Genomic DNA, 26,708 nt, shown 5'->3' on the forward strand with positions numbered 1-26,708 from the left:
CATGGCACTTGGCTTCTTTTCCCGCCTGAAGGCGGGCCTTTCCCGGTCGACCCAGAAACTGGGTGGCGGGATCGCCGCGGTCTTTACCCGCCGCAAGCTGGACGACGCCGCGCTGGAGGAACTGGAGGACCTGCTGATCGCGGCGGACCTTGGCCCCAATGTCGCGGCACGGGTGATCGAATCCTTCCGCAGTTCGCGCTTCGGCACCGAGGTGACGGACGAGGAGATCCGCACCGCGCTGGCGGCGGAGATCGCCCGGGTCCTGGAACCGGTGGCGGTGCCGTTCGTGCCAGATCCGCAGCACAGGCCGCATGTGGCGCTGGTGGTGGGCGTGAACGGCAACGGCAAGACCACGACCATCGGCAAGATGGCGCGCTTCTATGGCGAGCAGGGGCTGAAGGTGATGATGGTGGCGGGGGATACGTTCCGCGCCGCCGCCGTCGAGCAGCTTCAGGTCTGGGGCGACAGGGTGGGGGCACCGGTCATTGCCGGGCCGCCGAATGCCGATGCCGCCGGTCTGGCCTTCGACGCGCTGAAGCGTGCGCGGGCCGAGGGGGCGGACCTGCTGCTGATCGATACCGCCGGGCGCCTGCACAACAAGGGCGCGCTGATGGAGGAGCTGGCCAAGATCATCCGCGTGATGCGCAAGTTCGACGAGACCGCGCCGCATTCGGTGCTGCTGGTGCTGGATGCGACCACCGGCCAGAACGCCATCGAGCAGGTGCGGGTGTTCAAGGAACTGGTGAACGTGACCGGCCTGATCGTGACCAAGCTGGACGGTTCGGCCCGGGGCGGCATCGTGGTGGCGCTGGCCGACACGTTCGGCCTGCCGGTGCATGCGGTGGGCGTGGGCGAGCAGGCCGAGGATCTGCGGCCTTTCTCGGCCGAGGCATTTGCCAATGGGCTGGTCGGGCCGTCGATCAGGCTGTCGTCGCCGGACGGGGACGAGAAGAAGGACGGCGAGGGCGACCCGGCCTGAGGCCGGGCCGCCCGCCGGTCGTCAGAGCGGCAGAATCCGCTCGGACAGTTCGCTGAGGGCCTGGATGCCGGGCAGGGTCTTGCCCTCCAGCCATTCCAGGAACGCGCCGCCGGCGGTCGAGGTGTAGGTCATCTCGTCCGCCACGCCGGCATGGCGCAGGGCCGAGACCGTGTCGCCGCCGCCGGCAACGCTGGTGAGCTGGCCGGCCTGGGTGCGCCGCGCCACTTCGGCCGCCACCAGGTTGGTGGCAGTGTCGAACGGGTGGAGTTCGAACGCGCCCAGCGGGCCGTTCCAGACCAGGGTTTTCAGCCCGACGATCTTTTCCGTCAGCAGGCGCACCGTTTCCGGCCCCGCGTCCAGGATCATCGCGTCGGCGGGGATGGCGTCGACCGGCACCGTCTTCGTCGGCGGGTCGGCGCGGAATTCGGTGGCCGTGACCGCGTCGACGGGCAGGACGATCTCGCAATTGCGGCTGGCGGCCTGGGCCATGATGGCGCGGGCCGTGTCGTGCATGTCGGCTTCCTGCAGCGACTTGCCGACCGCGATGCCCTTGGCGGCGAGGAAGGTGTTGGCCATCGCGCCGCCGATGATCAGGACGTCCACCCGGTCCAGCAGGTTGCCGATCAGGTCCAGCTTGGTCGAGATCTTGGCGCCGCCGACGATCGCGCCGACCGGGCGGGCCGGGTTTTCAAGCGCGATGTTGAGCGCGTTCAGTTCCGCTTCCATCAGCCTGCCGGCGAAGGAGGGCAGGAAATGGGCCACGCCTTCGGTCGAGGCATGGGCGCGATGGGCGGCGGAGAAGGCGTCGTTGACATAGTCGTCGGCCAGTGCGGCCAGGGCCTTCGACAGGTCGGGGTCGTTCTTTTCCTCGCCCGCATGGAAGCGGGTGTTTTCCAGCACCAGCACGTCGCCATCCTGCATGGCGGCGACGGCCTGTTCGGCCACCGGGCCGATGCAGTCTTCGGCGAAGCGCACCGGGTGGCCCAGGGTGGTGCCCAGCGCGGCCGCCATCGGTTCGAGCGACATGTCGGGCACGCGCTGGCCCTTGGGGCGGTCGAAATGGCTGACCACGATCACCCGCGCGCCCTTGTCGGCCAGTTCGCGGATGGTGGGGGCCAGGCGCTCGATGCGGGTGAGGTCGGTGATCTGGCCGTCACGGACCGGGACGTTCAGATCGGCGCGCAGGAGCACCTTGCGCCCTTTGGGCTGCAAGGCGTCCAGCGTCTTGAAGGACAGCGTGGCCATCAGAGCGCGCCGAAGACGGCGGCGGTGTCGGACATGCGGTTCGAGAAGCCCCATTCATTGTCGTACCAGCTGCAGATCCGCACCAGGCGGCCGCCGTCGATCAGCGCCGTTTCGGTGGCGTCGAAGGTGGAGGAGGCGATGGAGTGGTTGAAGTCGGAGCTGACCAGCGGTGCGGTGTTGTAGGCCAGGATGCCCTTCAGCGGGCCTTCGGACGCGGCCTTCAGCATCGCCTCGTTGATCGCCTCGACCGAGGCCGGGGTGCGGGTCGGCACGAAATCGAGCGACACCAGCGAGACGTTGGGGGTGGGCACGCGAATCGCGGTGCCGTCCAGCTTGCCCTTGAGGTGCGGCAGGACCAGGCCGACCGCGCGGGCGGCCCCGGTCGAGGTGGGGATGATGTTCATCGCCGCCGCGCGGGCGCGGCGCGGGTCGCTGTGCAGCGTGTCGACCGTGCGCTGGTCGCCGGTATAGGAATGGATGGTGACCATGTAGCCGCATTCGATGCCGAACGCGTCGTCCAGCACCTTGGCGACCGGCGCCAGGCAGTTGGTGGTGCAGGAGGCGTTGGAGATCACCGTCATGTCGCTGGTCAGCGTGTCCTGGTTCACGCCGTAGACGATGGTGGCGTCCACATGGCTGGCGGGGGCGGAGATGATGACCTTCCGCGCGCCGGCCTCGATCAGGTGGGCGGCCTTTTCCTTGTTGGTGAAGCGGCCGGTGCATTCCATCGCCACGTCCACGCCCTCGAAGGGCACCTTGGTCGGGTTGGCTTCGGCCGAGACGGCGATGGGCGCGTAGGTGCGGCCGTTGGCCGTGATGACGATATTGTTGCCTTCGACGCGGACTTCGCCGGGGAAGCGGCCGTGGATGCTGTCATAGGTCAGCAGGTGGGCGTTGTCCGCGACGCTGCCCAGGTCGTTGATCGCCACGGGCACGACGTCGGTGCGGCCGCTTTCGATGATGCCGCGGAGGACGAGGCGGCCGATACGCCCGAAACCGTTGATTGCGACTTTGACAGCCATTCTATTTCTCTCCGAATATTCAGCCGTTTCGGCCGGAAACCGACTTCGGCTAGGTGTTGCCCCCGGCCACGGACCGTGCACGATGGCCATCCGCTTTCTGCCCGGAAGGCGATTGAAAGTCACGTCCCGTCTCGTTGACAAGGCGGATCGCCGTTTCGTGTATGCGCTCGGCTGTAATGCCCAGGCGGCGATACAGTTCGCCGGACGGTGCGGCTTCGCCGAAATCCTCCATGCCGATGAAGGCGCCGCGCGGACCGAGCCAGCGGTCCCAGCCGAAACCCGACGCGGCCTCGATGCCGATGCGCGGCGCGTCGCCCAGAACCTGGTCGCGATAGGCGGCGTCCTGCCGGGCGAACAGTTCCCAGCAGGGGAGCGACACCAGGGCGGCGGCGATGCCGTCGCGCACCAGCATGTGCTGGGCCTGGCGGGCGATGACCATCTCGCTGCCGGTGGCGATGAGCGTGACCTGGCGGGGGCCGCGTGCCTCTTCCATCACATAGCCGCCGCGCGCGCTGCCGTTATGGGGGCGGCGCTGGCGGAGGTCGGGCGGCGCGTTGGCGTCGGTGGCCATCGGGGACAGGGTGATCAGGCTGGGGCCGTCGGCGCGGCGCAGGGCGAGTTCCCAGCATTCCATCGTCTCGCGCCTGTCGGCCGGGCGAAAGACCAGGACGTTGGGCATGGCGCGCAGGCTGGCGAGCTGTTCCACCGGCAGCCAGCCCGCGCCGTCCTCGCTCAACGCCAGCCCGTCATCGGTCAGCAGGTAGATGACCTGCTGGCGCATCATCGCCGCGAAGCGCAGGGCCGGGCGCATGCGGTCGATGGCGACGAAGGTGATCGCGCCGCACGGGACCATGCCGCCATGGACCGCGATGCCGTTGAGCAGGGCGGCCAGTCCGTGGACCAGGGTGCCGCAATCGGGCAGTGCCTGGTCGGCCGGCATCGCCTCGGTCCGCTCGCGGCCGCGCCGGGAGGAGAGGCAGAGCATTTCGGGCAGCAGGTCGCGCAAGATGTCCAGGCCCTGGCGGCCGTAGCCCAGCGTGGTGTCGTGGCCGGTATCGGGCAGGATCGCGGACACCGTGGCCGTGTGCCATGCGCGCAGCCAGTCCTCGCGCCAGAAGGCGGGGAGGCGGCGGGCGGCGACGCGTTCGAATTCCGCGCGCTGCCGGTGTTTGACCAGCCGGCGCAGCCAGGACCGCCGGGCCGAGGCGCCCCGGCGCGCGGCCCGGGCCCAGAGCAGGGTGGAGTGATCGGGCGCCGGGCCGGAGGGGGGCGCGAGGGGGTGGGGCGGTGCCTGGGGAAGGGTGACGGAGCAGGCGAGGACCGAGGGCTTGCGCGAGCGGATCGCCGCCGCGAGGGCGGCCTGCACGGCGTCATGGTCGTCGGCGGCGACCTTGCGGACCATCCAGCCGGTCGCGGCGTAGCGGGCCAGCGTGTCCTCGGCCTCGTCCTCCTCGTGCGGTGCGATCTCGAACAGGACGGTCAGGCGGTCCAGCCGCATGCGGGCGGCCAGCGACGCGGCCTCCATCGCCACGCCGGTTGCCAGTTCGGTGCCGCAGGACAGGGCCCAGATCCGGTGATTGACGATCGAGCGGCCGAAGCGCGCCGCGAGCTGCCGTTCGGCCAGCGCCATGCCGATGGCGGCGCCCAGGCCCTGGCCGCTGGGGCCGAAGGCCATTTCCACCGCTGGGTGGGCGCCGTATTCGACCGGCGTGTCGTCGGGTGCCGCGGTCTGCCCGGCCAGGCGCATCAGCGCGTCCAGCAGCGGCCGGTGGCGGGTGGACGAGACGACGAACCGGTCGCGGTCGGGCCAGTCGGGGCTGGCGGGGTCGAAGCGGAGGAACTGGTTCCACAGCAGGCAGGCGGGGACCGCCATCGCACCGGCCTGGGCGGCGTCCGCCGGATCGGGCAGGCGGGTGCCGATGACGGTACGGACCGCGTCGTGCAGGGCATCGATCGTCTCGCGCGTCGCCGGCTCGACGGGCGCGTCGGGGGGTGGCGCGTCCAGCTCGGGGGCGGTGTCGGTCTGCGCGCGGAGCATGGGGCAAGGCGTCCTGTAGGCCGATCGGGCCGGCCGGCGGCGGCGAAACTGTCGTTGACGGCTATAGGATCGTGCTGGATGCGCTGCAAGCGCGATACGATCCGGGGGGCTTCCGGCGGCAATGCCCTTGCCCCGTATCGTGGATGCTGTAACCGTGGCGCCCCATGCTGCATCGCCTTCGTTCCGTCCCGACCCTGATGGCCGTGTCCGCCCTGTGCGTGACCGGGCTGGCCGGCTGCGATCTGGTGGACCAGCGGACCTTCGATGCGCGCGCCAGCCGGCCGCCGGTGCCGCATTATCCGCCGCCGCCGCCCGCGCCGCGACCGGTGCCGCCGCTGGTCGATATCCGTGCCGGCACGCCGGACAGCCAGTGGCGCCCGGCATTGGACAGCGCCGTGGCGCGGGCGCTGGCGCGCAAGCCCAACGTGCTGTTCGTGGTGCGGGTTGTGGTGCCGGCCGGGCCGACGCCGGAGCAGGAGGCGCAGGCCATGCGCCAGGCCGTGGCCAGCTATGGCCAGGCGGTGGCGGCCGCCATCGTCGCCGCCGGCGCGCGGCCCGAACAGGTGGAAATGGCCGCCATGTCGGATTCGTCGATGACCACCGGCGCGGTCCGGGTGTATGTGCGATGAAACAGGATCGTGATCCGTGCGATATCGGCGGATCGACCGTAACGGCGGCGGCCGTGCGGGCCGGCGGGCCCGCATCGGCGTCGCGGGAGAATGACAGCGTGCCCAGTATCGACGTGGATCGGCATCCTTTCTACCGTTTCTGCCGGGACTCTCTGGACGGTATCCGCGAGCAGGGACGATATCGCCGCTTTACGCCGCTGGCGCGCCAGGCCGATCGCTACCCCGTCTATGACCATGTGACCGGCCCCGCCGCCGAGCCGCCCGTGGGGCGCGAGGTGGTGGTGTGGTCGGCCAACGACTATCTGGGCATGGGCGTGGAGCCGGCGGTGGCCGAGGCCGCGATCGCCGCGATCCGCGAGCATGGGGCCGGGGCGGGGGGCACCCGCAACATTGCCGGCACCAGCCCGCTGCATGCGGCGCTGGAGGCGGAGCTGGCCGACCTGCATGGCAAGGAGGCGGGGCTGCTGTTCGTTTCGGGCTATGTGTCGAACCAGGCCAGCCTGCAGACGATCCTGACCAGCATGCCCGGCTGGATCTGCTTTTCCGACCGGCAGAACCATGCCTCGATGATCGCCGGGATCAAGGGGGCGCGGGGCGCGACCTGCGTCATCTACGAGCATAACGACCTGGCGGACCTGGAGGCCAAGCTGGCCGCCGCGCCCAAAGATGCGCCGAAGCTGGTGGCGTTCGAGAGCGTCTATTCGATGGATGGCGACGTCTCGGATATTGGCGCCACCTGCGCGCTGGCGCGCAAATACGGTGCCATGACCTATCTGGACGAGGTGCATGCCGTGGGGCTGTACGGGCCGCAGGGCGGCGGCGTGGCCGAGCGTGACGGCGTGGCCGACCAGGTGGACATCATCGAGGGCACGCTGGCCAAGGGGTTCGGCGTCCATGGCGGCTATGTCACCGGGTCGGCGGAGCTGATCGACTATCTGCGCTGTGCCGCGTCGGGCTTCATCTTCACCACCGCGCTGCCGCCGTCGGTGGTCGCGGCCGCGCTGGCCAGCGTGCGCATGGTGCGGCGCGAGGCGTGGCGGCGGGAGAAGATGTTCGAGCGCGTGGCGGCCTTTCGGGCGCGGCTGGACAAGGCGGGCGTGCCGTTCATGCCGACGCCCAGCCATATCGTGCCGATTCCGGTGGGGGATGCCGATCGCTGCAACGAGATCAGCCGGCGCCTGCTGTCGGATTTCGGGCTGTATGCCACGCCGATCAACTATCCCACCGTTCCGCGCGGGACCGAGCGGCTGCGGCTGACGCCGGGGCCGCACCATACGGACGAGATGATGGACGAGATGGTCTCGGCGCTGGCCAAGCTGCTGCGGATCAATGCCCGCCACGCGGAAGAAGAGGCCGCCTGATCCGGTTGCCCGTTCGCGGGCGGGGGATCGGTGCGGCCTAGGGGCGGGCCAGGATTTCGGCGGCGCGCTTGCGGTCCAGCTTGCCTTCCCAGGCGCCGATCACGACCGGGGCCACGCAGTTGCCGGCCAGGTTGCCCACTGCCCTCACGATGCCGACGAACCAGTCCACGGCCAGCAGCATGACCAGGCTGGCGACGGGAATCGAGGGAATCGCCTGCAATGTGGCGGCCAGCACGACGATGGCGATGCCGGGTACGCCGTGCGCGCCCTTGGAGGTGATGAGCGCGGTCGCCAGCACGATCAGGATCTGCCACGCGTCCAGCACCGTGCCGGTTGCCTGGGCCAGGAAGATGACGGCCAGCCCCAGATAGATCGACAGCGCGTCGAGGTTGAAGGAATAGCCTGCCGGCACCACCAGCCCCACCACCTGGCGGTCCACGCCCATTTCTTCCAGCTTGGCCATGACGCTGGGCAGAACGGAATCCGACGCCGTGGTGGCGAAGGTGATGGCGAATTCGGTACGGAAATAGCGGAAGAAGCCAAGCGGGCTGACGCCCGACAGGCGCAGGCAGAGGCCCAGCCCGCCGGCGACGAACAGGGTGACGAGCACGCAATAGAGGGCGACGAAGGTGGCCAGGTGCCAGATGGCGTTCAGCCCGTAGCGCGCGGTGGTGGTGGCCATGGCGCCGAAGACGCCGAGCGGGGCCAGCGCGATGATGATGTGCATCATGCGCGAGAACAGGGCGGACAGGGAATCGATCAGGCGGACGATCGGCGCCCCGGCCTCGCCGGTCTGGCTGAGGCAGCAGCCGAACAGGATCGCGAAGAACAGGATCTGGAGCACATTGCCCTGCGCGAAGGCGTCGGCCGGCGTGTGGGGGATGAGGGCCAGCAGGAATTCGGTGACGCCGCCCTGGTGCATCACATGGGCATTGTGGGCGTAGGACGAGATGGCGCGGGCATCGTCGGGCGTGGGGGTGAACACGATGCCGCGGCCGGGCTGGACCAGCAGCGCGATACCTGTGGCGACGAGGAGGACCAGCGTGGTCATGGCCTCGAAATAGAGCAGCGCCTTGGCGCCCAGCCGCCCGACGGTGCGCAGCGAGCCGGCGCCGACGATGCCCGTCACCACGATGCAGAACAGGAGCGGGCCGACCGCCATCACGATCAGGCGCAGGAAGAGATCGGTCGCCCAGCGTGTCTGCGCGGCCAGGCCGGGCGCGAGGAGGCCCAGCGCCAGGCCGAGCAGGGTGGCGATGACGACCTGGAGGAACATGCCGGGGCGGCGGGGCCGGGCGGCCTGTGTCGCGGGGAGGGTCGTCTCGCTCATGGGGTCCCCTGGTGGCGGGCCGGCTTCGAGATCGTTTCGGTGGGGAGGGGCGGAGTCGCTCAGCTGCGCCGGGTTTTCTCGATCGCGGCCTTCAGGGCGTCGTAATCGACCGCGCCGGGGATGACGTAGCGGGCGTCGAAGACGAAGGTGGGGGTGCCTTCGAGGTGGATCGCCTCGGCCAGTTCGGAATTGGCGCGCAGGGTCGCGGCGACGGCGGTGCCCGCCATGTCCGACACCAGCCGGTCCGGGTCCAGGCCGGCCTGTTTGGCCAGCAGGCGGATGCGCGTGGCGTCGGGCTTGGTCGTGTCGGTCATGATGGCGTGCTGCATGCGGAAATAGGCGTCCTGGCCGCCTTGCAGGGCCGCGGCGGCGATGGCCTGCGCCGTCAGCAGGCTGGCCGGGCCGAGCACCGGCACGACTTTCTCCACGATGCGGACGTCGGGGTCGTCATGGACCAGGCGGTCGATGTCGGCCAGGACCTTGCGGCAGTAGGGGCAGCGCGGGTCGTAGAATTCGATCACCGTCGTGCGGGCGCGGGGGGCGCCCAGGATCGCGTCGCTGGGCGCGGGCGTGGTCAGGGCCGCCCGGTTGGCGAGCAGGGCGTCGCGGGTGCGAGTCTGTTCCTGCGCCTCGGCGCCCGCGCGCAGGGCGGCGATGGCGTCGGACAGGATCGAGGGATCGGTCTTCAGCGCGTCGCGGACGATGGCGACGATTTCCTTGCGCTGGGCCGGGGTGAAGCCATTGTCGTCGGCATGGGCCGGGGCTGCGGACGACAGGGCCAGCATCAGGCCGATGCCGGCCGGAAGGGCCGTGCGCAGCCTGGCGAGGCTGCGGGACGAGAAAAATGACAAGGGCGGCCTCCGGCGCTCGGGTTCCGTATCGGGGCTGTCTGTAGAGCAGAATGGGGTGGCGCGGAAGGGCGGCGGGGGACAAGGCGAGTTGCCGATGCTCCAGAAGACCGCTAATTCCCGATAGCCCGGTGGTTTCGCGTCGGGGCATGACGGCGGCAATGGAGAATCTGTGCGTGCGTGAACGTCCCCTGAACCACCCGTTGCGTCGTTGCGGGGCCTTGCTGCTGTCCACGGTCCTGGCCACGGCGCTTGGCGGGTGTTCGGCCAAGACATTCAACGACCCCTTGGGGACGGCCAGCCACGCCCTGTTCGGCGGCGGTTCCGACACGCCGAAGGGGCCGACCTACCTGACCGGCTATATCGGCAATGTCGTTTCGGACGAGCCGCAATCGGCCATGGTTGCCCGTGACGTGCTGGCGCGGGGCGGCAATGCCGCCGACGCGGCGGCGGCGATGGGGATGACGCTGGCGGTCACGCTGCCCTCGCGGGCCTCGCTGGGCGGGGGCGGTGCGTGCCTGGCGTGGCGTTCGGGCGATTCCGGCGGTGGGCGGGCGTTCCTGTTCCTGCCGGTCGCGGGATCGACGACGCCGGAGCAGGGCGGTGCGCCGGTGGACCGGCCGGCGGCGGCGCCGATGCTGGCACGCGGGCTGTACCTGATGCATCTGCGCTATGGCAGCGTGGAGTTTGCCGAGACCCTGACCCCGGCGCTGGAGCTGGCGCGCGGCGGGATCTCGGTCAGCCGGGCGCTGGCGACCGATCTTGCGGCCGTGCAGGGGCCGCTGCTGGCCGATCCGGGCGCGCGGGCGATCTTCAGCCGGGGCGACGGCAAGGTGCTGGCCGAGGGCGATACGCTGGTGCAGCAGCGCCTGACCGGCGTGCTGGAGCAGATCAGCAGCATGGGAGTGGGCGACCTGTATAACGGCGCGCTGGCGCGCTCGTTCGTCGCCGGCAGCCAGGGGGCCGGCGGCGGGTTGACCGTGGCGGACCTGCGGGGTGCCGTGCCGGTCGAGACCGATCCGCTGACGGTGCGTGCGGGGCAGGTGACGGTGAGCTTCCTGCCGCCGCCGGCCGATGGCGGGCTGGGCAGCGCGGTGGCGTTTCATGCCCTGAACGATGGCGGCCAGGGCGACCGGGCCGGCCAGTCGGCGGTGGCGGCCTGGCGCGCGCAGGCGGCCGGCACGCAATCCACCGCCGAGCTGATTGCCCGGGCGCAGGCGGTGGTCGATTCCGGCACCGTGCCGGCTGGGGGAAGCCTGCCGCATCTGCCGGCCTCGACCTCGTTCGCCGTGGTCGACCGGCATGGCGGGGCTGTCGCGTGCAGCCTGACGATGGACAATCTGTTCGGCACCGGGCGCGTCGCGGGTGGCACGGGGATTGTGATGGGGGCGTCGCCGCGCCGGCTGCCGCCGCCGCTGCTGACCGCCGCGATCGCCAGCGAGGGCAGCCGGTTCCGGGCCGCCGTGACGGGGTCGGGGCAGAACGATGCCGCCGATGCGGTCGCGGTGGAAATGAAGCAGGTCCTGGCGGGCGAGAAGCCGGGTGCGCGGCCGGTGACGGCGGATGGGCGTATCAATGCGATTTCCTGCCCGGCGGGGCTGCCGGGCGGCGAGGTGAGCTGTGCCGGCGGCACCGATGCGCGTTCGGCCGGCCTGTCGGTGGGATCGGACTGATGGCGCGGGCCGGGGCCGGTGTCGCCGCTTGTGGATGATCATGTTTTGTTCTAGTTTTGGTTTGGTCGGGACCGCCGTGGCGCGGCGGGTGGGACCCGGGGTTTTCATGATATCGGAACGGGATTGAAGGCGATGGCGCAGGCACCGGGCATTGACAAGAGCAAGGCGCTGGAAGGCGCGCTGAGCCAGATCGAACGCGCGTTCGGCAAGGGGTCGGTGATGCGCCTGGGCGAGCGCCCCAACGAGGCGGCGGATGTGATTTCCTCCGGCTCGCTCGGGCTGGATATCGCGCTGGGGATCGGCGGGCTGCCGCGGGGCCGTATCGTCGAGATCTACGGCCCCGAAAGCTCGGGCAAGACGACCCTGGCGCTGCATGCGATCGCCGAGGCCCAGAAGAAGGGCGGCGTCTGCGCGTTTATCGATGCCGAGCACGCGCTGGACCCCGGCTATGCCCGCAAGCTGGGGGTGGATGTCGACAATCTGCTGATCAGCCAGCCGGATGCGGGCGAGCAGGCGCTGGAAATCGCGGATACGCTGGTGCGTTCGGGCGCCATCGACGTGCTGGTGGTGGACAGTGTCGCGGCGCTGGTGCCGCGCGCGGAACTGGAAGGCGACATGGGCGACAGCCATGTCGGCCTGCATGCCCGGCTGATGAGCCAGGCGCTGCGCAAGCTGACCGGCACGGTTTCGCGCTCCAACACCATGATGATCTTCCTCAACCAGATCCGGTTGAAGATCGGCGTCATGTTCGGCAGCCCGGAGACGACCACGGGCGGCAACGCGCTGAAATTCTATGCCTCGGTGCGCCTGGATATCCGCCGGATCGGGCAGATCAAGGACAAGGACGAGGTCGTGGGCAACCAGACCCGCGTCAAGGTGGTCAAGAACAAGATGGCCCCCCCGTTCCGGCAGGTCGAATTCGACATCGTGTATGGCGAGGGGATCAGCAAGATGGGCGAACTGATCGACCTGGGCGTCAAGGCGGGCATTGTCGAGAAATCGGGGGCCTGGTTCTCGTATGACAGTCAGCGGATCGGCCAGGGGCGCGAGAATTCCAAGCAGTTCCTGCGCGAGCATCCTGAAATGGCGGCCGATATCGAACGGCGCGTGCGCGAGCAGGCGGGCGTGGTGGCCGAGGCCATGCTGGTGTCCCCCGGTGAACAGGATCTTGCCGACGCCGAGTGACCGGCGCGGGGCGAGGAGCCGGCAGGCGGGGCCGCGCGGCCTGGGACTGCTGGTTCTGCTGGCCGGTCTGTCGGCCTGCGCGCTCAAGCGGCCGGAGGGGGATTCGATCGATGTGCCGCCCCTGACCCTGTTCAGCGGGCAGGAACGGCCGGGCTCGGCCCAGACCGCATCCGCCGGGCAGCAGAAGCATGACGGGTCGCAGCCCATGTCTGCCGCGCCGGCGGGGCGGCAGCCCGACTACCAGCCGCTTCCCGATGCCTGGGGCATGCAGATGATCGCGTCCGGCTTCGATTCCAATGCCGCCGGGGATGACGGGCAGAAGGAAGATTCCGGGCATTTCGTCATACCCGATACGCAGGTGAGCTACGGCGCACGGGGCCGGGGGCAGACGACGCCGGGACCTTGAGGCCGGGCGGTTGGGGGCTTTCGATGGGAAAAAGGGGCGCGTGTGGTGCTCCGCATGTCTTTCCCTGCCGGCTTCCGAGTCACGTCTCTGTCATTGAGATGGCCGGAATATGGCGGTTTTCTGCCATTTCCTGACCGAATGTGCTGGGGTGGAGGACGGGGTCCACTGGATCGGTCCATCCGTTGGTGTTACGCCGCGCTGAGCGAGGCCGGAATGACGGTCCTTCCTGGGGAAGTGGATTCATGACGGTTGGCACGAAATCCGGCGGCATTTGTCCGGGCCGGACCTAGATCATGATGCTCCGCATGCCTCCATGGGGGTCGGTGTCGCGTGATGGCGATCCGCCGCTTCCGTATCTGACCTTTTCGCGTTCGGACTGGGCGGCGTTGCGGGCCAATGTGCCGCTTTCGCTGTCCGAGGAGGATATCGCGGCGTTGCGGGGACGGAACGAGCCCGTGTCGCTGGCCGATATCACCGAGGTCTATCTGCCTCTGTCGCGGTTGCTGAACCTGTATGTCATGGCCTCGCGCGGGCTGAACAGCATGGTCGAGAGTGCGTTCCTGGGCTGTCCGCGCATTTCGGTGCCGTTCATTATCGGCATCGCCGGCAGCGTGGGGGTGGGCAAGAGCACATTTGCCCGCCTGCTTCAGGCCGTGCTGTCGCGCTGGCCGGACCATCCGCGGGTCGATCTGGTGACGACGGACGGGTTTCTGCTGCCGACGCGGGTTCTGGAGGAACGGAGCCTGATGCAGCGCAAGGGCTTCCCCGAGAGCTATGATTTGCGGCGGATGATCGCCTTTCTGGCCGCCGTGAAGGCGGGCGAACGGTTGCAGCAGGTGCCGCTCTATTCGCATGAGGCCTACGATATCGTGCCCGACCGGTTCCAGACGGTGGACCGGCCGGATATCCTGATCTTCGAGGGGCTAAACGTGTTGCAGACCGGCACCGACCGGTCGATGGTGGCGTCGGATTATTTCGATTTCTCGATCTATCTCGACGCGACCACCAGCGATATCGAATCGTGGTACGTGGAGCGGTTCCAGCTGTTGCAGCGCACGGCGTTTCGCAAGCCGACATCCTATTTCCATCATTATGCCGACCTGTCGCCGGCCGAGGCGGAGCGGGTGGCGGGGCAGATCTGGAACCGGATCAACCTGCCCAATCTGGAAGCCAATATCCTGCCCACGCGCGAACGTGCGCGGCTGATCATGCGCAAGGCGCGGTCGCACGCCATCAACGAAGTCCGGCTGCGCTATCTGTAAGAGGCCCGGCGCCGTCTGCCGGTCAGGTTCCGCAATCTCTCCCGGTGCGATAGGTTTGAGGCTGTTTCGGGAGGGTGAGTCCGATGATCCGGGTGATCGGCCTGATGAGCGGTACGTCGCTGGACGGGGTCGATGCCGCTGCCATCGAGACGGATGGGGTGGCGGTGGGCGCGGCCGGGCCGGTGACGACCATTCCCTTTCCGCCCGGATTGCGCGCGCGGGCACGTGCCATTCTCGACCGGGCGGGGAGCCTGGCGGCGGATGATCCGGATCTGCTGGCTGTCGAGCGGGAGCTGACGCAACTGCATGTCGCGGCCGTGCGTGCGCTGGACTGGCCGGCCGAGCTGATCGGCTTTCATGGCCAGACGATTCTGCATCGCCCCGATGTACATCGAAGCTGGCAGATCGGGGATGCCGGCCTGCTGGCGGCGGAAACCGGGGTGCCGGTGGTGCATGATTTTCGCAGTGCCGACCTGGCGGCGGGCGGGGAGGGGGCGCCGCTGGTGCCGGTCTTTCACCAGGCCCTGGCGCGGGGGCTGGAACAGCCGCTGGCCGTGCTGAATATCGGCGGGGTGGCGAATGTCTCGCTGATCGGGGCGTCGGGGGAATTGCTGGCCTGCGACGTGGGGCCCGGCAATGCGCTGCTGGATGACTGGGCCATGCGCCATACCGGTCTGCCGTGCGACCGCGACGGGGCGATGGCCCGGGCGGGGCGGGTCGATGAGCGGGTTCTGGAGCGGCTGATGGACGACCCGTTCTTTGATCGGCCGGCGCCGAAATCGCTGGATCGGCTGTCGTTTCATCGGGCCATGGACCTGCTGGCCGGTCTCTCGCCGGTGGATGGGGCGGCGACGCTTGCGGCCTTTACCGTTCGGGCGGTGGCCGGTCTGAGGCTGCCGTTTCGGCCATGCCGCTGGCTGGTCTGCGGCGGGGGGCGCCATAACCCGGTGCTGATGGACGGGTTGCGGGATGCGCTGGGGGCGGTCGTCGAGCCCGTCGAGGCCGTGGGGTGGCAGGGCGATGCGCTGGAGGCGCAGTGTTTCGGCTTTCTGGCCGCGCGTACCGTGCGCGGGTTGCCGCTCTCGTTTCCCGGAACGACGGGGGTCGGTCGCCCGGTCAGTGGGGGCAGGCTGGAGTGGCGGGGACTGCCCGCCGCCGCGATGCAGGGGGTGGAGCGGCTGCGGCGGCGATAGGGCGTCAATCGTGCGTCGGGCGGGGGATGCCGAGGGTGTCCAGCCGGTCGCGCACCTGTTGCAGCAGGGCGGCGTCGCCGTCGGGGCCGAGTGTGTGGAGGGTACGCTCCATCGCCAGCAGCACGTCCGATGTCGCATCGCCCGCCGCGCGGCGCCACCAGTCGAGTGCCTGGGCGTGCTCGCCCATCGCCAGCAGTGCCGAGGCGTAATTATGCTGGCCGCGATAATCGCCGCCTTCGGCTGAACGGCGATACCAGGCGAGGGCCTGGGCCGGATTGCGTTCGGTGTGCCAGCCTTCCTCGGTGAAGCGGGCGACCAGGTTCATGGACTTGGCATGACCGCGTTCGGCGGCGCTGCGGAACAGCGCCAGCGCGCGGCGCAGGTCGGCCGGCATGCCGATGCCGCGCATCGTCATGATGCCCAGATTGTAGCAACCCCAGAGATCGCCCAGGCGGGCCGCCTTTTCGTAGCTGGCGGCGGCGGCCGGGAGGTCGATCGGGCCGCCCCAGCCGAAATGATGGCAGCGGCCCAGCATGTTATGGGCAGGCGCGTAGTCGGCGGAGGCTGCGATTTCGTACCATTTGCGGGCCTGTTGCGGGTCGGACGGCACGTAGATGCTGTCGAGCAGGATGTCGCCCCAGCGCACCTGCTCGGGAACGTGGCCCTGGGTGGCCCGGATGCGGATGTTCTCGATGAAGTCGGGCAGGGCGGGGGGTGTTTCCCTGGCGCGGCGGCGCCGGAGGGCGGCCTGCTTCAGGCCGTGGAAAATCCGCATGTGGTGAGGACCCGTGACGATTGGACGATTCGCAGTGGGCGCTACAAAACATGGCCGGGTTATTTATGCAATTGATAATCTGTTGCAATGAAGCTATTCAGCGACTTTGCCATGTCGCCCGCACGGCGTGCGTCGGTTTCGCCCGGCCTGCCGATTGTCGAAGCCTGTGCGGGAAACGTCGCTGCCCGTGCCGGACCCTGCCGGCGCCATCAATCGAGACCGCCATGCTGCTGCATATCCAGAATGTTCTTTCGCCCGACGAAGTCCTGCACTGTCGTCGCGCGCTTGCCGACGCGACGTGGGCGGACGGCAGGGTGACGGCGGGGCCGCAATCGGCTTCGGCCAAGAACAACCTTCAGATTCCGCTGGACCATCCGCTGCATCGTTCGCTTGGCGAGATCGTGCTGCGTGCGCTGGGGCGGAACAATCTGTTCAACAGCGCGGTCGTGCCGCTGCGTGTCGTGCCGCCGCTGTTCAATCGCTATGACGAGGGCATGTCGTTCGGGGCGCATGTGGACAATGCCATCCGGCCCATCCCCAATTCCGGCGGAATGCGCATCCGCACCGATGTTTCTTCCACGCTCTTCCTGACCGATCCGGAGGAGTATGAGGGGGGGGAATTGCGGATACACGATGCCTCGGGCGTGCAGGAGATCAAGCTGCCGGCCGGCGACATGATCGTCTACGACACCACGGTGCTGCATGACGTGGCGCCGGTCAGGCGCGGGAGCCGCTGGGCGTCCTTCTTCTGGACGCAGTCGATGGTACGCGATGTCGAGCGGCGGCGGATCCTGTTCGACCTGGATCGCACGATCATGGATCTGCGCACGCGCCTTGCGGATGACGACCCGGCGGTTCTGGAACTGGTGAACTGCTATCATAATCTCATGCGCCAATGGTGCGAACTCTGAGCGCCTGACCGGAAACGTGCGCCGGAAGCGACCCGGCGTGCGTCTCCGACCGGGAGTGCCGGAGGATTCGAAGGCCTTCGCGCATGTGGATTCTGTTGCGTTCCGTCGATCTTCGGAACATCCGCAACAAGGCCTGATGGCCGGAGCCGTGGGCTGGCCGGGGCGGATTTTTTTTCATCCTGAAAAAACGAATAATTTCAGGATTGACGGGGTTTTTCGACGGCGGTCGGCCGCCGATGGCGGCACGGTAGACGTTTTTTGTCACAAATGAATTTCTTGACGGCTTGTATCTGTCGTGAAACATACGACGCAAATGCGAGTTGTTCGCATTATCATGTATGGCATCGAGGAAACCCGGACGAATGGGTGTCACTGGAAAATGGCGTGCGGTGCAGCAGGTGGCGCCCCAGCGCGGTCAGGTCCTGTGTGGTCTGGCGATGGCGATGATCGGGAGCCAGGGGCTGGCGGCGACGCCGGGCGTGGCGTCGTCGGACAAGCTGACCGACGAGGAAAAGAAGAAGGCGGAACAGGACCGGCCCAATCCGCATCACGAGCATATCGAGGTTGTCGGCCTGTGGCATGAGATGTCGCCGAAATTCACGGCCTCGCTGCTGGATACGCCCAAGAGCGTTTCGATCATCTCGCGCCAGTTGCTGACCCAGACCGCGTCGAACACGCTGGCCGATGCGCTGCGCAACGTGCCCGGCATTACGATGGGTGCGGGCGAGGGCGGGAATCCGGTCGGGGACCGGCCGTTCCTGCGCGGTTTCGACGCGCAGTCGAGCACCTTCGTCGACGGGTTGCGCGATGTGGGCGCGCAGTCGCGCGAGACGTTCAACGTGGAATCGATCGAGGTGGTCAAGGGCGATACCGGCTCGATCGCCGGGCGCGGCGGGGCCGGCGGTGCGATCCTGATCAACACCAAGATGCCCACGCTGAAGAATGCGATCGATGCCAATCTGGGCTTCGGCAATGCCGACTACAAGCGCGGCACGTTCGACGGCAACTGGCGGATTACGGATACCGGGGCGTTCCGCCTGAACCTGATGGGCGACGACCAGGGCGTGGCCGGGCGCGGACCCACCCATTATCGGCGTTTCGGCGTGGCGCCGTCGGTATCGTTCGGGCTGGGCACGCCCAACCGCGTGACCGTGATGTATTACCACATGCAGAATGACGATCTGCCCGATGTCGGTATTCCCTACAACAACCCGACCTTCAACGCGCGCACCGATGGCGCGCAGCGGGTGATGGCGACGGGAAGCGGGGCGCCGGTCAAGGTGCCGTTCGATACCTGGTACGGGCTGGAAAATCGGGATGCCAACCAGGACGGCATCGACATGGGTACGTTGCGGCTGGAGCATGATTTCAGCAGCACGCTGCATCTGCGCAATACGACGCGCTATTCCGAAACGACCCAGAACGACCGCTGGACGATGCCGGACGACAGCCAGGGCAATATCTATTACGGCTATGTCTATCGCCGCCTGAACAGCCGTATCTCGACCTTCGATACCGCGACCAACCAGACCGATTTCTACGGGTCGTTCGACCTGGCGGGATTCAAGAACCAGTTTGCGACCGGCGCGGAGTTTACGCGCGAGCAGGGCAAGAACGATACGTATACGGCCACCGTGAACGGACAGGCCGTGACGTCGGGCACCAATTTCACACATTGCGCGACCGCGCTGGCCTTTTCGTCGGGCACCTGTACCTCGCTGCTCAACCCGGATCCGGGCCAGTTGTGGACGGGCGACCTGAAGCATACGGGCAACCCGAACAGCACGCGCTTCGATACCAAGGCCGTCTATCTGTTCGATACGATCACGCTGCTGAAGCAGCTCCAGGCCAATGTCGGCGTGCGCTACGACAATGTGCAGAGCACCTATCGCTCGGCCGCGGGCGAGTATGGGCGCGGGGACAATCTGTTCACCTACCAGGGGGCGCTGGTCTACAAGCCGCGTTCCAACGGGTCGATCTATGCGTCCTATGCCACGTCCGCGATCCCGCCGGGCAATTCGGTCGGGCAGGGATCGGACGATATCAGCCTGGGCGCGGACCGGTCGGGTAATATCGGGTCGGTCCTGAAGCCGGAGCGGGACCGGACGATCGAGGTCGGCACCAAGTGGAACGTGCTGCATAACCGGCTGCTGGTCAGCGGTGCGCTGTTTCAGATCGATGCCACCAATTTCAAGATCACGACGGCGACAGGCGGGATCGACAATGGCGGCACCAAGCGGGTTCGCGGTTTCGAGATCGGGCTGAACGGGCAGATTACCCGCGAGTGGGCGATCAATGCCGGGTACAGCTATCTGGATGCGCGGCTGATCAAGGCCGGTGGTGCCGGTGCCGCCAACGGGCTGATGGATGGGCGCCATGCCCCGAACACGCCCGCGAACAGTCTGGCGTTGTGGACGACCTATCGCATCATCAAGCCCGTCACGCTTGGGGCCGGCGTTTACTACATGAGCAAGGTCTACGGCACGGATTCGCCGACCGCGCCGAAATTCGTGCCCGGCTACTGGCGGTTCGACTTCATGGCCACCTACAAGTTCATGAAGCATTACAGCCTGCAGCTGAACATGCAGAACCTGGCCAACATGCGCTATTTCACTCAGGCCTACACCACGCATTACGCGATGCAGGCGCCGGGGCGCACGGCGCTGGTCAACCTGAACGTTCATTTCTGAGCGGGCGGGCGCCCATGCAGGATGCCGCCGCGATGCCGGAGGCCGAACGAGATGCGGCGGCGGCCAGTGTCGCGACGATCTGCGACCTGGCCGGCGGCGGGCTGGCCGATGCGCAACTGGCGCTTGGGCAGATCCTGCTGGACGGTACCTTGCTGCCGCGTGACGCGCGTGCCGCCCTGGGCTGGTTTCTGGCGGCGGCGCGGCAGGGCGATGCCATGGGGTGCAACATGGTCGGCCGGTGCTGCGAACTGGGCTGGGGGATGCCGGCCGCGCCCGCCGAGGCGATGCGCTGGTATCGTCGTGCCGCGTGCGCCGGCCTGGACTGGGGCATGTACAATTATGCCACCGGCCTGACCCTGGGCTGGGACGGGCCGCCAGACCATGCGCGGGCCCTGGCCTGGTTCCGCCGGGCCGCCGCGCGAGGACATTGCAAATCCTTCAACATCATCGGCGGCTTTTACGAAGATGGGTGGGCCGTGACGAGGGACCTGGACCAGGCGCGGGCATGGTATGCCCGCGCCGCCGATGGCGGGGATTTTCGCGGGCATTTCAATTTCGGGCGATTCCTGCTGACCGAGGGGCAGCAGGCCCGGGCGCGGTGGCATTTCGAGAGAGCGCGCGAGGGGGCGACGCCGGGTTTTCTGGCGCGGATGGAGCAGTTTCTTGCGGAGGGTCCGGCGCCAGAACGGGATCAGACGGAGTAATACATCGCGAACTCGACCGGATGCGGCGTGTGCTCGAACGTGAACACTTCCTGCCACTTCAGGTCGATATAGCTCTCGATCTGGTCCTTGGTGAACACGCCGCCGGCGAGCAGGAACTCATGGTCAGCATGGCGGCGAAGGCCAGGTAGGGGTTGGCGGTCGGGTCGGGGAACCGCACCTCGACGCGCCTGGCCCTGGGGCTGGTCGCGTAGGGGATACGGCACGAGGCCGAGCGGTTGCGCGCCGGGGCCTTCGATGCTGTCGAGCTGATAGATGCCGAAATTCGGGCCGGTGCCGAACTTGACGTTGTCGAAGATGAAGAATTCGGCTTCCGGACTGAAGAAGGCGGTATCGCCCCAAGCCGGTCGACTTCAGGTACGCCTCGGCCAGCTTGGCGGTGGAGCGCAGCGCGGTTTCGACGTGGGGATCCTGTTGTCGGAACATCGGCGCGGCCTCTACCTGCGTCTCAGGGCCCGATGCGTGCGCCGCTGGGTCGGGTTTTCAGAAACCGAGTACGCCGTCCATCCCGAAGGTGAAGACACCGGTGTTGCGACCGTCATTGAACGGGGAGGTGCCGTTGAGCGAGCGGTCGAAGCGGATTTCGGGGCGGAGTTCGAAGACGCGGAGCCCGTGGCCCAGGGTCGGCCTGTAGGTCACGCCCAGCGTCAATGCGCCGTAGGTGGTGGGAGGCGCTGCCTCGACCGGCACCGATGCGCCGGAGAAGGCGCGCATGTAGGCGGTGTTGTCCAGGAAGCTGAGGACGAACTGGCCGGTATTGTCGCGATAGATCTCACCGCGATAGTTGAAGGTGAGGGAGGGGGTGATCTTGTAGCTCAGGAAGCTGACGAAACTGTAGGTATCGGCGCGCAAGCCTTCGTCGTGCAGGTAATTGAACTCGCCCGTTACCGACAGTTTGTCGGTGACCTGGTAGGCGGCGTTGATGTCGTTCCAGTACCGCATGTCGCTGTCGGCGCGCCGCCCGAAGGCTGCGACGGCGTTTTCCGGACCGATGCGGCTGAGTTCGATGATATTCAGCTTGCCGCCGGCAAGCCCGTTGAGGTTGAAGCCGAAATAGCCCGCGGCCTCGTGATTGGGATCGCTCTTGCCGAAGGTGGTCTGGTTGCCGGTGTCGACGCCGAAGGTGACGTCGAGCAGCGGGATGACATGCCATTTGAACATCGCGCCGACATGTTCGAACGGCACCGAATATTCGGACGTATAGGCGAGCGTGTAGAAGGGGCGGGTCGTCGGGTCGAGGGTTTCGACTCCCATCGGGGCCTGGAGGATGCCGGCCTGCATGTCCAGCCCGCCGCCGGTCAGCCAGGGCAGGTGCACATCGACATGGGCCTGGGCGGGAATAAGCTGGTAGCGGTTGGAGAATGCGTGGTCGGAGACGCCCAGCAGGTGGTAGTAGCGTGCGTCGGAGCCGTAGAGCCCTTCGAGCGTGAAGCCGATCTGATATTCGCTCTTGCCCGGGTCGATGGCCTTGGAGAGCGTGAATTCGAGCTGGTTGAGCTGGACCTGGTTGGCGTGGTCGGCGAGGAAGTTGCCGAAATTGATCCCGTTATCGGGGCGGGCCGGATTGGCCATGATCCCGCCTTCGATCTGTCCGACCAGGGTGACGTCGTTCAGCCATTGCGAGAACCCGTCCTTTCCCGTCGTGTTGCCGAAGATCGCTACCTGTGCTTGGGCGCAAACTGGAAGAAGAAAGCCACCGACCGCAAGGAAAAGTGACACATATCCAGAGATGGCAGATCTGTTTCGGGGGTCCGACACGCTTCATTTCCTCTCTTTGTCGAGAGGGAGGATATAGCGTCCCCCCTCTTTATTGTAGGAACCGCGTCTGAATTTTGGTGGTCAGCTGATGCGTTCTCCGTGCAGGGTCATGTCCAGCCCTTCATCTTCCTGATCCGCCGTGACGCGCAGGCCGATGGTCAGGTCGACGAGCTTGAGCAGGACGAAGGTCGCGATGCCGCACCAGACGATGGTGATGCCCACGGCCTTGGCCTGGGTGACGAATTGCGCGAACGAGCCGACGACCCCGCCGGGATTGGCATCGGTGGCCGAAAGCGGGCCGTAGGCGAATACGCCGGTCAGCAGCGCGCCGACGATGCCGCCGATGCCGTGCACGCCGAATGCGTCCAGACTGTCGTCATAGCCCAGCATGTGCTTCAGCGAGGTGGCGGCCCAGTAGCAGACCACGCCGGCCACGATGCCGATGATCAGCGCGCTGCCCGGCAGCACGAAGCCCGCCGCCGGGGTGATGGCCACCAGGCCCGCGACGGCGCCCGAGATGATGCCCAGCACGGTCGGCTTGCCGGTGCGGGCCCATTCGGCCAGCATCCAGCCCAGGCCGGCGGCGGCGGTGGCGATCTGCGTCGTCGCCATGGCCATGCCGGCGCGCCCGTTGGCACCGACGGCCGAGCCGGCATTGAAGCCGAACCAGCCCACCCACAGCAGCGAGGCGCCGATGACGGCATAGGTGAGGTTGAAGGGCGACAGGTCGTCCTGGCCGTAGCCGCGACGCTTGCCCAGCACCAGCGCCGTGACCAGGCCGGCGATACCGGCATTGATATGGACCACGGTGCCGCCCGCGAAATCGATGGCGCCCAGGCCCGCGACCCAGCCCAGCGGGCTCCAGACCCAGTGGGCGACCGGCGCGTAGACGATCAGCGACCACAGGACGGTAAAGACGCACAGGGCGCTGAACTTCATGCGCTCGGCGAACGCGCCGGCGATCAGGGCGGGGGTGATGATGGCGAAGGTCATCTGGAACATCATCCAGATGCTTTCGGGAATCGTCATCGTGACCGCGTTGGGGGTGCCCGCGCCCATGGTGAAGCCGATATCCGCACCCTTGGCGATATGGGCGCCGATGCCGTTGAGCATGAAGCGCGACAGGTCGCCGATATAGGGCGTGCCGGTGCCGAAGGCGAGGCTGTAGCCGGCCACCATCCAGACGACGGTGATGATGCAGCAGATGGCGAAGGACTGCATCAGCGTGGCCAGCACGTTCTTGCGCCGGACCATGCCGGCATAGAACAGGGCCAGGCCCGGGATCGTCATCATCAGCACCAGCGCCGTGCTGGCCAGCATCCACGACGTGTCGCCGGTGTCGATCGCCGGCGGCGCGTCGGCCGCGAGCGCAGGCGTGGACAGGGCAAGGAGGGGGAGCAGGGGAACAAGGGCCCCGATCCACCCTGCATGCCGGAAAGCTGGGATCTTGAAAGAGGGGCTTTTCATAGCGCGCTTTCCCCCGTTTCTCCCGTACGAATGCGCATTGCCTGCTCCAGATCAAGAACGAAGATTTTCCCGTCGCCGATCTTGCCGGTATTGGCGGCCAGTCGGATGGCTTCCATCGTCGGATCGACGAGGGCGTCGGGTACCGCGATTTCAAGTTTTGATTTCGGAACGAAATGGGCGGAATATTCCGCGCCGCGATAGATTTCGGTCTGGCCTTTCTGGCGACCGAAGCCTTTCACGTCCGTGACGGTGATCCCTGCGACGCCGACGGCGGACAGGGCCTCGCGCACGTCATCCAGTTTGAACGGTTTTATTATTGCAACGATCAGCTTCATGATTTCCTCGCTGAGGAAGTGCTCGCCATCGCATGATTCGAGTCATGCGACACGATCAGGGATGGCTGCTTGCAGCCGAATACAGATATCGGGCGGTCACGAAGGCGCCGAAATGCGCAGCGCTTGCGGGCGATGAGCCGTTCAGCGGGGTTTGGTACCGTGTCGGGGGGAAGGGAAGGCGATGCCTCCCGATAGGCCCGTCATGGTGTTCAAGTGAATAATGGAGACCATGTTCCGGCGGGACGGCCCATTGGGGCCCGCCTGCCGGGGCGTTCGGTCCCGACGATTCAAAACGGGGAAACCGGCGGTTCTTGATTGATTGGTGCCGGGCTGCCAGTTTTGCGCGAAAAGCGTTGCATAATCGAAATGTTTTGTCAACGCAAAAGAGTGATCTTGAGTGGACATCGGGGATGCACCGTTCGGTCACGTTGGTTGGCGCGTATCGAACGGACGAGGGACGGTCGGGTTTCGCGGCCGTGGCTTCTAAATGTTGGCCATCGGGGGATAGAGTGCCGCCCTTCAGGACGGGACGACGACATGACAGTTTCCTCTGCACCGGCCGGCGCCGGGATCATTCGCCTGATCGCGTGCGCCGCCGGGCTTGTGGTGGCCAATATCTATTATGCCCAGCCGCTGATCGGCCTGATCGGCCCGGATATCGGCCTGGCGCCGGCATGGCTGGGCAGTATCGTGATGCTGACGCAGCTGGGATATGGGTGCGGCATGATCGGCCTGGTGTCGCTGGCCGATATCGTGGAGAACCGGCGGCTGGTGCTGGTGGCGCTGGGCGGGCTGGCGGCGACGCTGCTGGCCTCGGCCTTCGTGCGGTCGGCGGGGGCGTTCCTGCTCATGGCGTTTGCCATCGGGGTGTTTGCCACCGCTACCCAGGTGCTGGTGCCGCTGGCGTCGCATCTGTCGGCCGAGAAGGATCGCGGCCGGGTGGTGGGGACGGTGATGGGCGGGCTGATCGGCGGGATCATGCTCGCACGGCCGTTTGCCAGCGTCGTCGCGGATCATGCGGGCTGGCATGCCGTCTTCCTGGCGTCGTGCGCGATGACGCTGGTGCTGATGGCGGCGCTGGCGCGCGGGCTGCCGCGCCGGCAGCCGGTGCATGACGGGCTGACCTACGGGCATATCCTGGCCTCGCTGCCCGGAATCCTGCGCGATACGCCGCTGCTGCGCCGCCGGGCCTTCTACCAGGGGTCGGTGTTTGCCGCGTTCAATATCTTCTGGACGGCGGTGCCGCTGCAACTGGCCGCGGCGCCCTTTCACCTGGGGCAGACGGGCATTGCGCTGTTCGCCCTGGCCGGGGCGGGGGGTGCGCTGGCGGCGCCCGTAGCCGGGCGGCTGGCGGACCGGGGGCTGACGAATGTTGCCACCACCGGGGCGATGGTGATGGTGGCGGGGGCCTTCATGCTGGGCCTGTCGGCCGTGGCGGCCCATGCGCTGGTGCCGCTGGCGGTGGCGGCGATCGTGCTGGATGCCGGGGTGCAGACCAACCAGGTGGTCAGCATGCGGGCGATCTACCTGCTGCGGCCCGAGATCCGGGGACGGCTGAATGCGCTGTTCATGACCATCGTCTTCCTGTGCGGCGCCGCGGGATCGGTGCTGGCGGCCGCCCTGTTTCACCAGGGCGGGTGGCAGGCGGTCTCGGTCGCCGGCGCCGTGCTGCCGCTGGTTGCACTGGGGCGGCAGGCGCTGGCCGGCGAAACCGCACGGCGGCGAGCCTGACCGTAAAGGCGCGCTGGTGGCGAGCCGGCGCGCGTTTCCAGCCGGGCCCGGGCCGGGATCAGGCGGTCTTCTTGGCTTCGATCAGCTCGCGGTAGATGTCGAGATAGTCCTCGGCCATCCGGCGGGCGGTGAAGCGTTCCTCGAATCGCTGGCGGATGCGGTCGGCGTGCAGTTCGGGCAGGCGGGCGCAGGCGGCGATCGCCTCGTGCTCGTCATCCACGATCAGGCCGGTCAGCCCGTCTTCCAGCACTTCGGGGACCGAGCCGCGGCGGAAGGCGACGACGGGGGTGCCGCAGGCCATGGCCTCGATCATCACCAGGCCGAACGGCTCGGGCCAGTCGATGGGCATCAGCAGTGCCCGGGCGCCCGACAGGAAGGCGGGCTTCTGGCGGTCGTTGATCTCGCCGATCAGTTCCACGCCCTCGCCCAGCATCGGCACGATCTCGCGCTCGAAATACTCGGCGTCCACCTTGTCGATCTTGGCGGCGATCTTGAGCGGCACGTTGAGGGCGCGGGCGATGCGGATTGCCTTGTCCACGCCTTTTTCCGGGCAGATCCTGCCCAGGAAGGCGAAATAGTCGCGCGGGCCCGGCTGGGGCGTCAGCAGCTTCTCGGGCAGGCCGTGCAGCACGGTGCGCACATAATGGGCCTGGGGGAGGGGCAGGCGCTGGTTGTTGGAGATCGAGACGATCGGCACCCTGGGGAACGCATCGAAGACCGGCTGAAGTTCCATCAGGTCCAGCCGGCCGTGCATCGTGGTCAGCATCGGCGTCTTCTGGCGGCTGAAATAGGTGAAGGGCCAGTAATCCATATGGAAATGCAGGATATCGAACTGCTCTGCCGCGCGCGCCACCTGTTCCATCATCAGCATGTGCGGCGCGATCGGGTCGCGAATCGCGGGGTCGAGGCGCAGGGCCTGCGGCCAGCAGGCGGTCAGCCGGGCGGAGGTCACGCTGTCGCCGCTGGCGAACAGTGTCACGTCATGGCCCATGGCCGTCAGTTCTTCCGTCAGGAAAGACACGACGCGCTCGGTGCCGCCATAGAGTTTGGGCGGTACGGCTTCATGGAGCGGCGCGATCTGGGCGATACGCATGGGGCAGTTCACTTCTTTCTTCCGCATGAATGGACAGGGGATGCTAGCGTGCGAT

Annotated in this window: 22 protein-coding genes and 1 pseudogene; 12 read left to right on the plus strand and 11 right to left on the minus strand. The window is 67.5% G+C overall.

Annotation, left to right across the window (positions count from 1 at the left end; genetic code table 11):
• The first annotated feature begins 1 nt into the window (after position 1).
• The gene (gene ftsY / locus HLH27_RS06790) at positions 2-979 is read left to right on the plus strand and encodes a signal recognition particle-docking protein FtsY (protein WP_182948965.1); all 978 of its coding nucleotides are present in this window, start codon (positions 2-4) and stop codon (positions 977-979) included.
• Positions 980-1,000: 21 nt separating this feature from the next.
• Here the strand turns inward: ftsY and HLH27_RS06795 are convergent, their stop codons facing one another.
• Genes HLH27_RS06795 through HLH27_RS06805 form a run of 3 tightly spaced genes read right to left on the minus strand, consistent with a single transcriptional unit; the run spans position 1,001 to position 5,284 of the window.
• Positions 1,001-2,224: a phosphoglycerate kinase gene (locus tag HLH27_RS06795; RefSeq protein WP_182948967.1), complete on the minus strand. Its 1,224-nt coding sequence runs from the start codon at positions 2,222-2,224 to the stop codon at positions 1,001-1,003.
• Complete coding sequence (gene gap / locus HLH27_RS06800) at positions 2,224-3,246, minus strand: type I glyceraldehyde-3-phosphate dehydrogenase (RefSeq protein WP_182948968.1); 1,023 nt, start codon at positions 3,244-3,246, stop codon at positions 2,224-2,226. The genes HLH27_RS06795 and gap overlap by 1 nt, the downstream gene beginning before the upstream one ends.
• Positions 3,247-3,295: 49 nt before the next feature.
• Positions 3,296-5,284: a transketolase-like TK C-terminal-containing protein gene (locus HLH27_RS06805; protein WP_182948970.1), complete on the minus strand. Its 1,989-nt coding sequence runs from the start codon at positions 5,282-5,284 to the stop codon at positions 3,296-3,298.
• A 164-nt stretch (positions 5,285-5,448) separates the two neighbouring features.
• Here HLH27_RS06805 and HLH27_RS06810 point away from each other — a divergent pair, with 164 nt between their 5' ends.
• Entirely contained in the window at positions 5,449-5,913 is a 465-nt protein-coding gene (locus HLH27_RS06810) for a hypothetical protein (RefSeq protein WP_182948972.1), read from the plus strand.
• 113 nt (positions 5,914-6,026) lie between these two features.
• Positions 6,027-7,274, plus strand: coding sequence for a 5-aminolevulinate synthase (gene hemA, locus HLH27_RS06815; protein ID WP_182949265.1), 1,248 nt, complete (start codon positions 6,027-6,029; stop codon positions 7,272-7,274).
• 37 nt (positions 7,275-7,311) lie between these two features.
• Here the strand turns inward: hemA and HLH27_RS06820 are convergent, their stop codons facing one another.
• Together HLH27_RS06820 and HLH27_RS06825 are read right to left on the minus strand one after the other, a co-directional pair.
• Positions 7,312-8,604 (minus strand): cation:dicarboxylate symporter family transporter, encoded by a 1,293-nt coding sequence (locus tag HLH27_RS06820; RefSeq protein WP_246375581.1) that lies wholly within the window; start codon positions 8,602-8,604, stop codon positions 7,312-7,314.
• A gap of 59 nt (positions 8,605-8,663) precedes the next feature.
• Complete coding sequence (locus HLH27_RS06825; RefSeq protein WP_408870807.1) at positions 8,664-9,455, minus strand: DsbA family protein; 792 nt, start codon at positions 9,453-9,455, stop codon at positions 8,664-8,666.
• Positions 9,456-9,613: 158 nt separating this feature from the next.
• Between HLH27_RS06825 and HLH27_RS06830 the strand changes: the two genes are divergently transcribed.
• From HLH27_RS06830 to HLH27_RS06850, 5 genes are all read left to right on the plus strand, one after another.
• A complete protein-coding gene (locus HLH27_RS06830; protein ID WP_182949271.1) occupies positions 9,614-11,125 on the plus strand; it encodes a gamma-glutamyltransferase in 1,512 nt (503 codons plus the stop codon).
• A gap of 132 nt (positions 11,126-11,257) precedes the next feature.
• The gene (gene recA, locus HLH27_RS06835) at positions 11,258-12,310 is read left to right on the plus strand and encodes a recombinase RecA (protein WP_182948974.1); all 1,053 of its coding nucleotides are present in this window, start codon (positions 11,258-11,260) and stop codon (positions 12,308-12,310) included.
• A complete protein-coding gene (locus tag HLH27_RS06840; RefSeq protein ID WP_246375583.1) occupies positions 12,294-12,716 on the plus strand; it encodes a hypothetical protein in 423 nt (140 codons plus the stop codon). Before recA ends, HLH27_RS06840 begins: the two co-directional genes overlap by 17 nt.
• A 293-nt stretch (positions 12,717-13,009) precedes the next feature.
• The gene (coaA, locus tag HLH27_RS06845; RefSeq protein ID WP_182948976.1) at positions 13,010-13,978 is read left to right on the plus strand and encodes a type I pantothenate kinase; all 969 of its coding nucleotides are present in this window, start codon (positions 13,010-13,012) and stop codon (positions 13,976-13,978) included.
• Positions 13,979-14,061: 83 nt separating this feature from the next.
• Positions 14,062-15,171, plus strand: a complete 1,110-nt coding sequence (locus tag HLH27_RS06850; RefSeq protein ID WP_182948978.1) for an anhydro-N-acetylmuramic acid kinase — start codon at positions 14,062-14,064, stop codon at positions 15,169-15,171.
• Positions 15,172-15,175: 4 nt separating this feature from the next.
• Here HLH27_RS06850 and HLH27_RS06855 read toward each other — a convergent pair whose 3' ends face one another.
• Complete coding sequence (locus tag HLH27_RS06855) at positions 15,176-15,946, minus strand: tetratricopeptide repeat protein (RefSeq protein WP_182948980.1); 771 nt, start codon at positions 15,944-15,946, stop codon at positions 15,176-15,178.
• Between the two features lie 224 nt (positions 15,947-16,170).
• Here HLH27_RS06855 and HLH27_RS06860 point away from each other — a divergent pair, with 224 nt between their 5' ends.
• From HLH27_RS06860 to HLH27_RS06870, 3 genes are all read left to right on the plus strand, one after another.
• Positions 16,171-16,857, plus strand: a complete 687-nt coding sequence (locus HLH27_RS06860; RefSeq protein WP_182948982.1) for a Fe2+-dependent dioxygenase — start codon at positions 16,171-16,173, stop codon at positions 16,855-16,857.
• A gap of 362 nt (positions 16,858-17,219) precedes the next feature.
• A complete protein-coding gene (locus tag HLH27_RS06865; protein WP_182948983.1) occupies positions 17,220-19,547 on the plus strand; it encodes a TonB-dependent receptor in 2,328 nt (775 codons plus the stop codon).
• Positions 19,548-19,561: 14 nt separating this feature from the next.
• A complete protein-coding gene (locus HLH27_RS06870; RefSeq protein ID WP_182948985.1) occupies positions 19,562-20,251 on the plus strand; it encodes a tetratricopeptide repeat protein in 690 nt (229 codons plus the stop codon).
• Here HLH27_RS06870 and HLH27_RS06875 read toward each other — a convergent pair.
• From HLH27_RS06875 to HLH27_RS06890, 4 genes and pseudogenes are all read right to left on the minus strand, one after another.
• Positions 20,239-20,692 (minus strand): annotated as a pseudogene (locus HLH27_RS06875) (hypothetical protein); the annotation flags it as partial. The gene HLH27_RS06870 and the pseudogene HLH27_RS06875 overlap by 13 nt on opposite strands.
• A gap of 60 nt (positions 20,693-20,752) precedes the next feature.
• Positions 20,753-21,988: an outer membrane beta-barrel protein gene (locus HLH27_RS06880; protein WP_408870809.1), complete on the minus strand. Its 1,236-nt coding sequence runs from the start codon at positions 21,986-21,988 to the stop codon at positions 20,753-20,755.
• A gap of 120 nt (positions 21,989-22,108) precedes the next feature.
• Positions 22,109-23,494: an ammonium transporter gene (locus HLH27_RS06885; RefSeq protein ID WP_182948987.1), complete on the minus strand. Its 1,386-nt coding sequence runs from the start codon at positions 23,492-23,494 to the stop codon at positions 22,109-22,111.
• Entirely contained in the window at positions 23,491-23,829 is a 339-nt protein-coding gene (locus HLH27_RS06890) for a P-II family nitrogen regulator (protein ID WP_182948989.1), read from the minus strand. The genes HLH27_RS06885 and HLH27_RS06890 overlap by 4 nt, the downstream gene beginning before the upstream one ends.
• 537 nt (positions 23,830-24,366) lie before the next feature.
• Between HLH27_RS06890 and HLH27_RS06895 the strand changes: the two genes are divergently transcribed.
• Positions 24,367-25,560: an MFS transporter gene (locus HLH27_RS06895; protein ID WP_182948991.1), complete on the plus strand. Its 1,194-nt coding sequence runs from the start codon at positions 24,367-24,369 to the stop codon at positions 25,558-25,560.
• Positions 25,561-25,618: 58 nt separating this feature from the next.
• On the opposite strand, the gene HLH27_RS06900 is transcribed toward HLH27_RS06895, so the two are convergent.
• Positions 25,619-26,653 (minus strand): glycosyltransferase family 4 protein, encoded by a 1,035-nt coding sequence (locus HLH27_RS06900; RefSeq protein ID WP_182948992.1) that lies wholly within the window; start codon positions 26,651-26,653, stop codon positions 25,619-25,621.
• Positions 26,654-26,708 lie beyond the last annotated feature (55 nt).

Source organism: Gluconacetobacter takamatsuzukensis (assembly GCF_014174275.1).
Classification (GTDB): Bacteria; Pseudomonadota; Alphaproteobacteria; order Acetobacterales; family Acetobacteraceae; genus Gluconacetobacter; species Gluconacetobacter takamatsuzukensis.

Bases quoted from the DNA above. Each gene is read 5' to 3' on its own strand.
- recA (WP_182948974.1), top strand. From the start codon at position 11,258: ATGGCGCAGGCACCGGGCATTGACAAGAGCAAGGCGCTGGAAGGCGCG.
- HLH27_RS06900 (WP_182948992.1), bottom strand. From the start codon at position 26,653: ATGCGTATCGCCCAGATCGCGCCGCTCCATGAAGCCGTACCGCCCAAA.
- HLH27_RS06890 (WP_182948989.1), bottom strand. From the start codon at position 23,829: ATGAAGCTGATCGTTGCAATAATAAAACCGTTCAAACTGGATGACGTG.
- HLH27_RS06865 (WP_182948983.1), top strand. From the start codon at position 17,220: ATGGGTGTCACTGGAAAATGGCGTGCGGTGCAGCAGGTGGCGCCCCAG.
- HLH27_RS06795 (WP_182948967.1), bottom strand. From the start codon at position 2,224: ATGGCCACGCTGTCCTTCAAGACGCTGGACGCCTTGCAGCCCAAAGGG.
- HLH27_RS06860 (WP_182948982.1), top strand. From the start codon at position 16,171: ATGCTGCTGCATATCCAGAATGTTCTTTCGCCCGACGAAGTCCTGCAC.
- gap (WP_182948968.1), bottom strand. From the start codon at position 3,246: ATGGCTGTCAAAGTCGCAATCAACGGTTTCGGGCGTATCGGCCGCCTC.
- HLH27_RS06870 (WP_182948985.1), top strand. From the start codon at position 19,562: ATGCAGGATGCCGCCGCGATGCCGGAGGCCGAACGAGATGCGGCGGCG.
- HLH27_RS06885 (WP_182948987.1), bottom strand. From the start codon at position 23,494: ATGAAAAGCCCCTCTTTCAAGATCCCAGCTTTCCGGCATGCAGGGTGG.
- HLH27_RS06805 (WP_182948970.1), bottom strand. From the start codon at position 5,284: ATGCTCCGCGCGCAGACCGACACCGCCCCCGAGCTGGACGCGCCACCC.
- HLH27_RS06895 (WP_182948991.1), top strand. From the start codon at position 24,367: ATGACAGTTTCCTCTGCACCGGCCGGCGCCGGGATCATTCGCCTGATC.
- HLH27_RS06855 (WP_182948980.1), bottom strand. From the start codon at position 15,946: ATGCGGATTTTCCACGGCCTGAAGCAGGCCGCCCTCCGGCGCCGCCGC.
- HLH27_RS06850 (WP_182948978.1), top strand. From the start codon at position 14,062: ATGATCCGGGTGATCGGCCTGATGAGCGGTACGTCGCTGGACGGGGTC.
- HLH27_RS06810 (WP_182948972.1), top strand. From the start codon at position 5,449: ATGCTGCATCGCCTTCGTTCCGTCCCGACCCTGATGGCCGTGTCCGCC.
- HLH27_RS06820 (WP_246375581.1), bottom strand. From the start codon at position 8,604: ATGAGCGAGACGACCCTCCCCGCGACACAGGCCGCCCGGCCCCGCCGC.
- coaA (WP_182948976.1), top strand. From the start codon at position 13,010: ATGATGCTCCGCATGCCTCCATGGGGGTCGGTGTCGCGTGATGGCGAT.
- ftsY (WP_182948965.1), top strand. From the start codon at position 2: ATGGCACTTGGCTTCTTTTCCCGCCTGAAGGCGGGCCTTTCCCGGTCG.
- HLH27_RS06830 (WP_182949271.1), top strand. From the start codon at position 9,614: ATGGAGAATCTGTGCGTGCGTGAACGTCCCCTGAACCACCCGTTGCGT.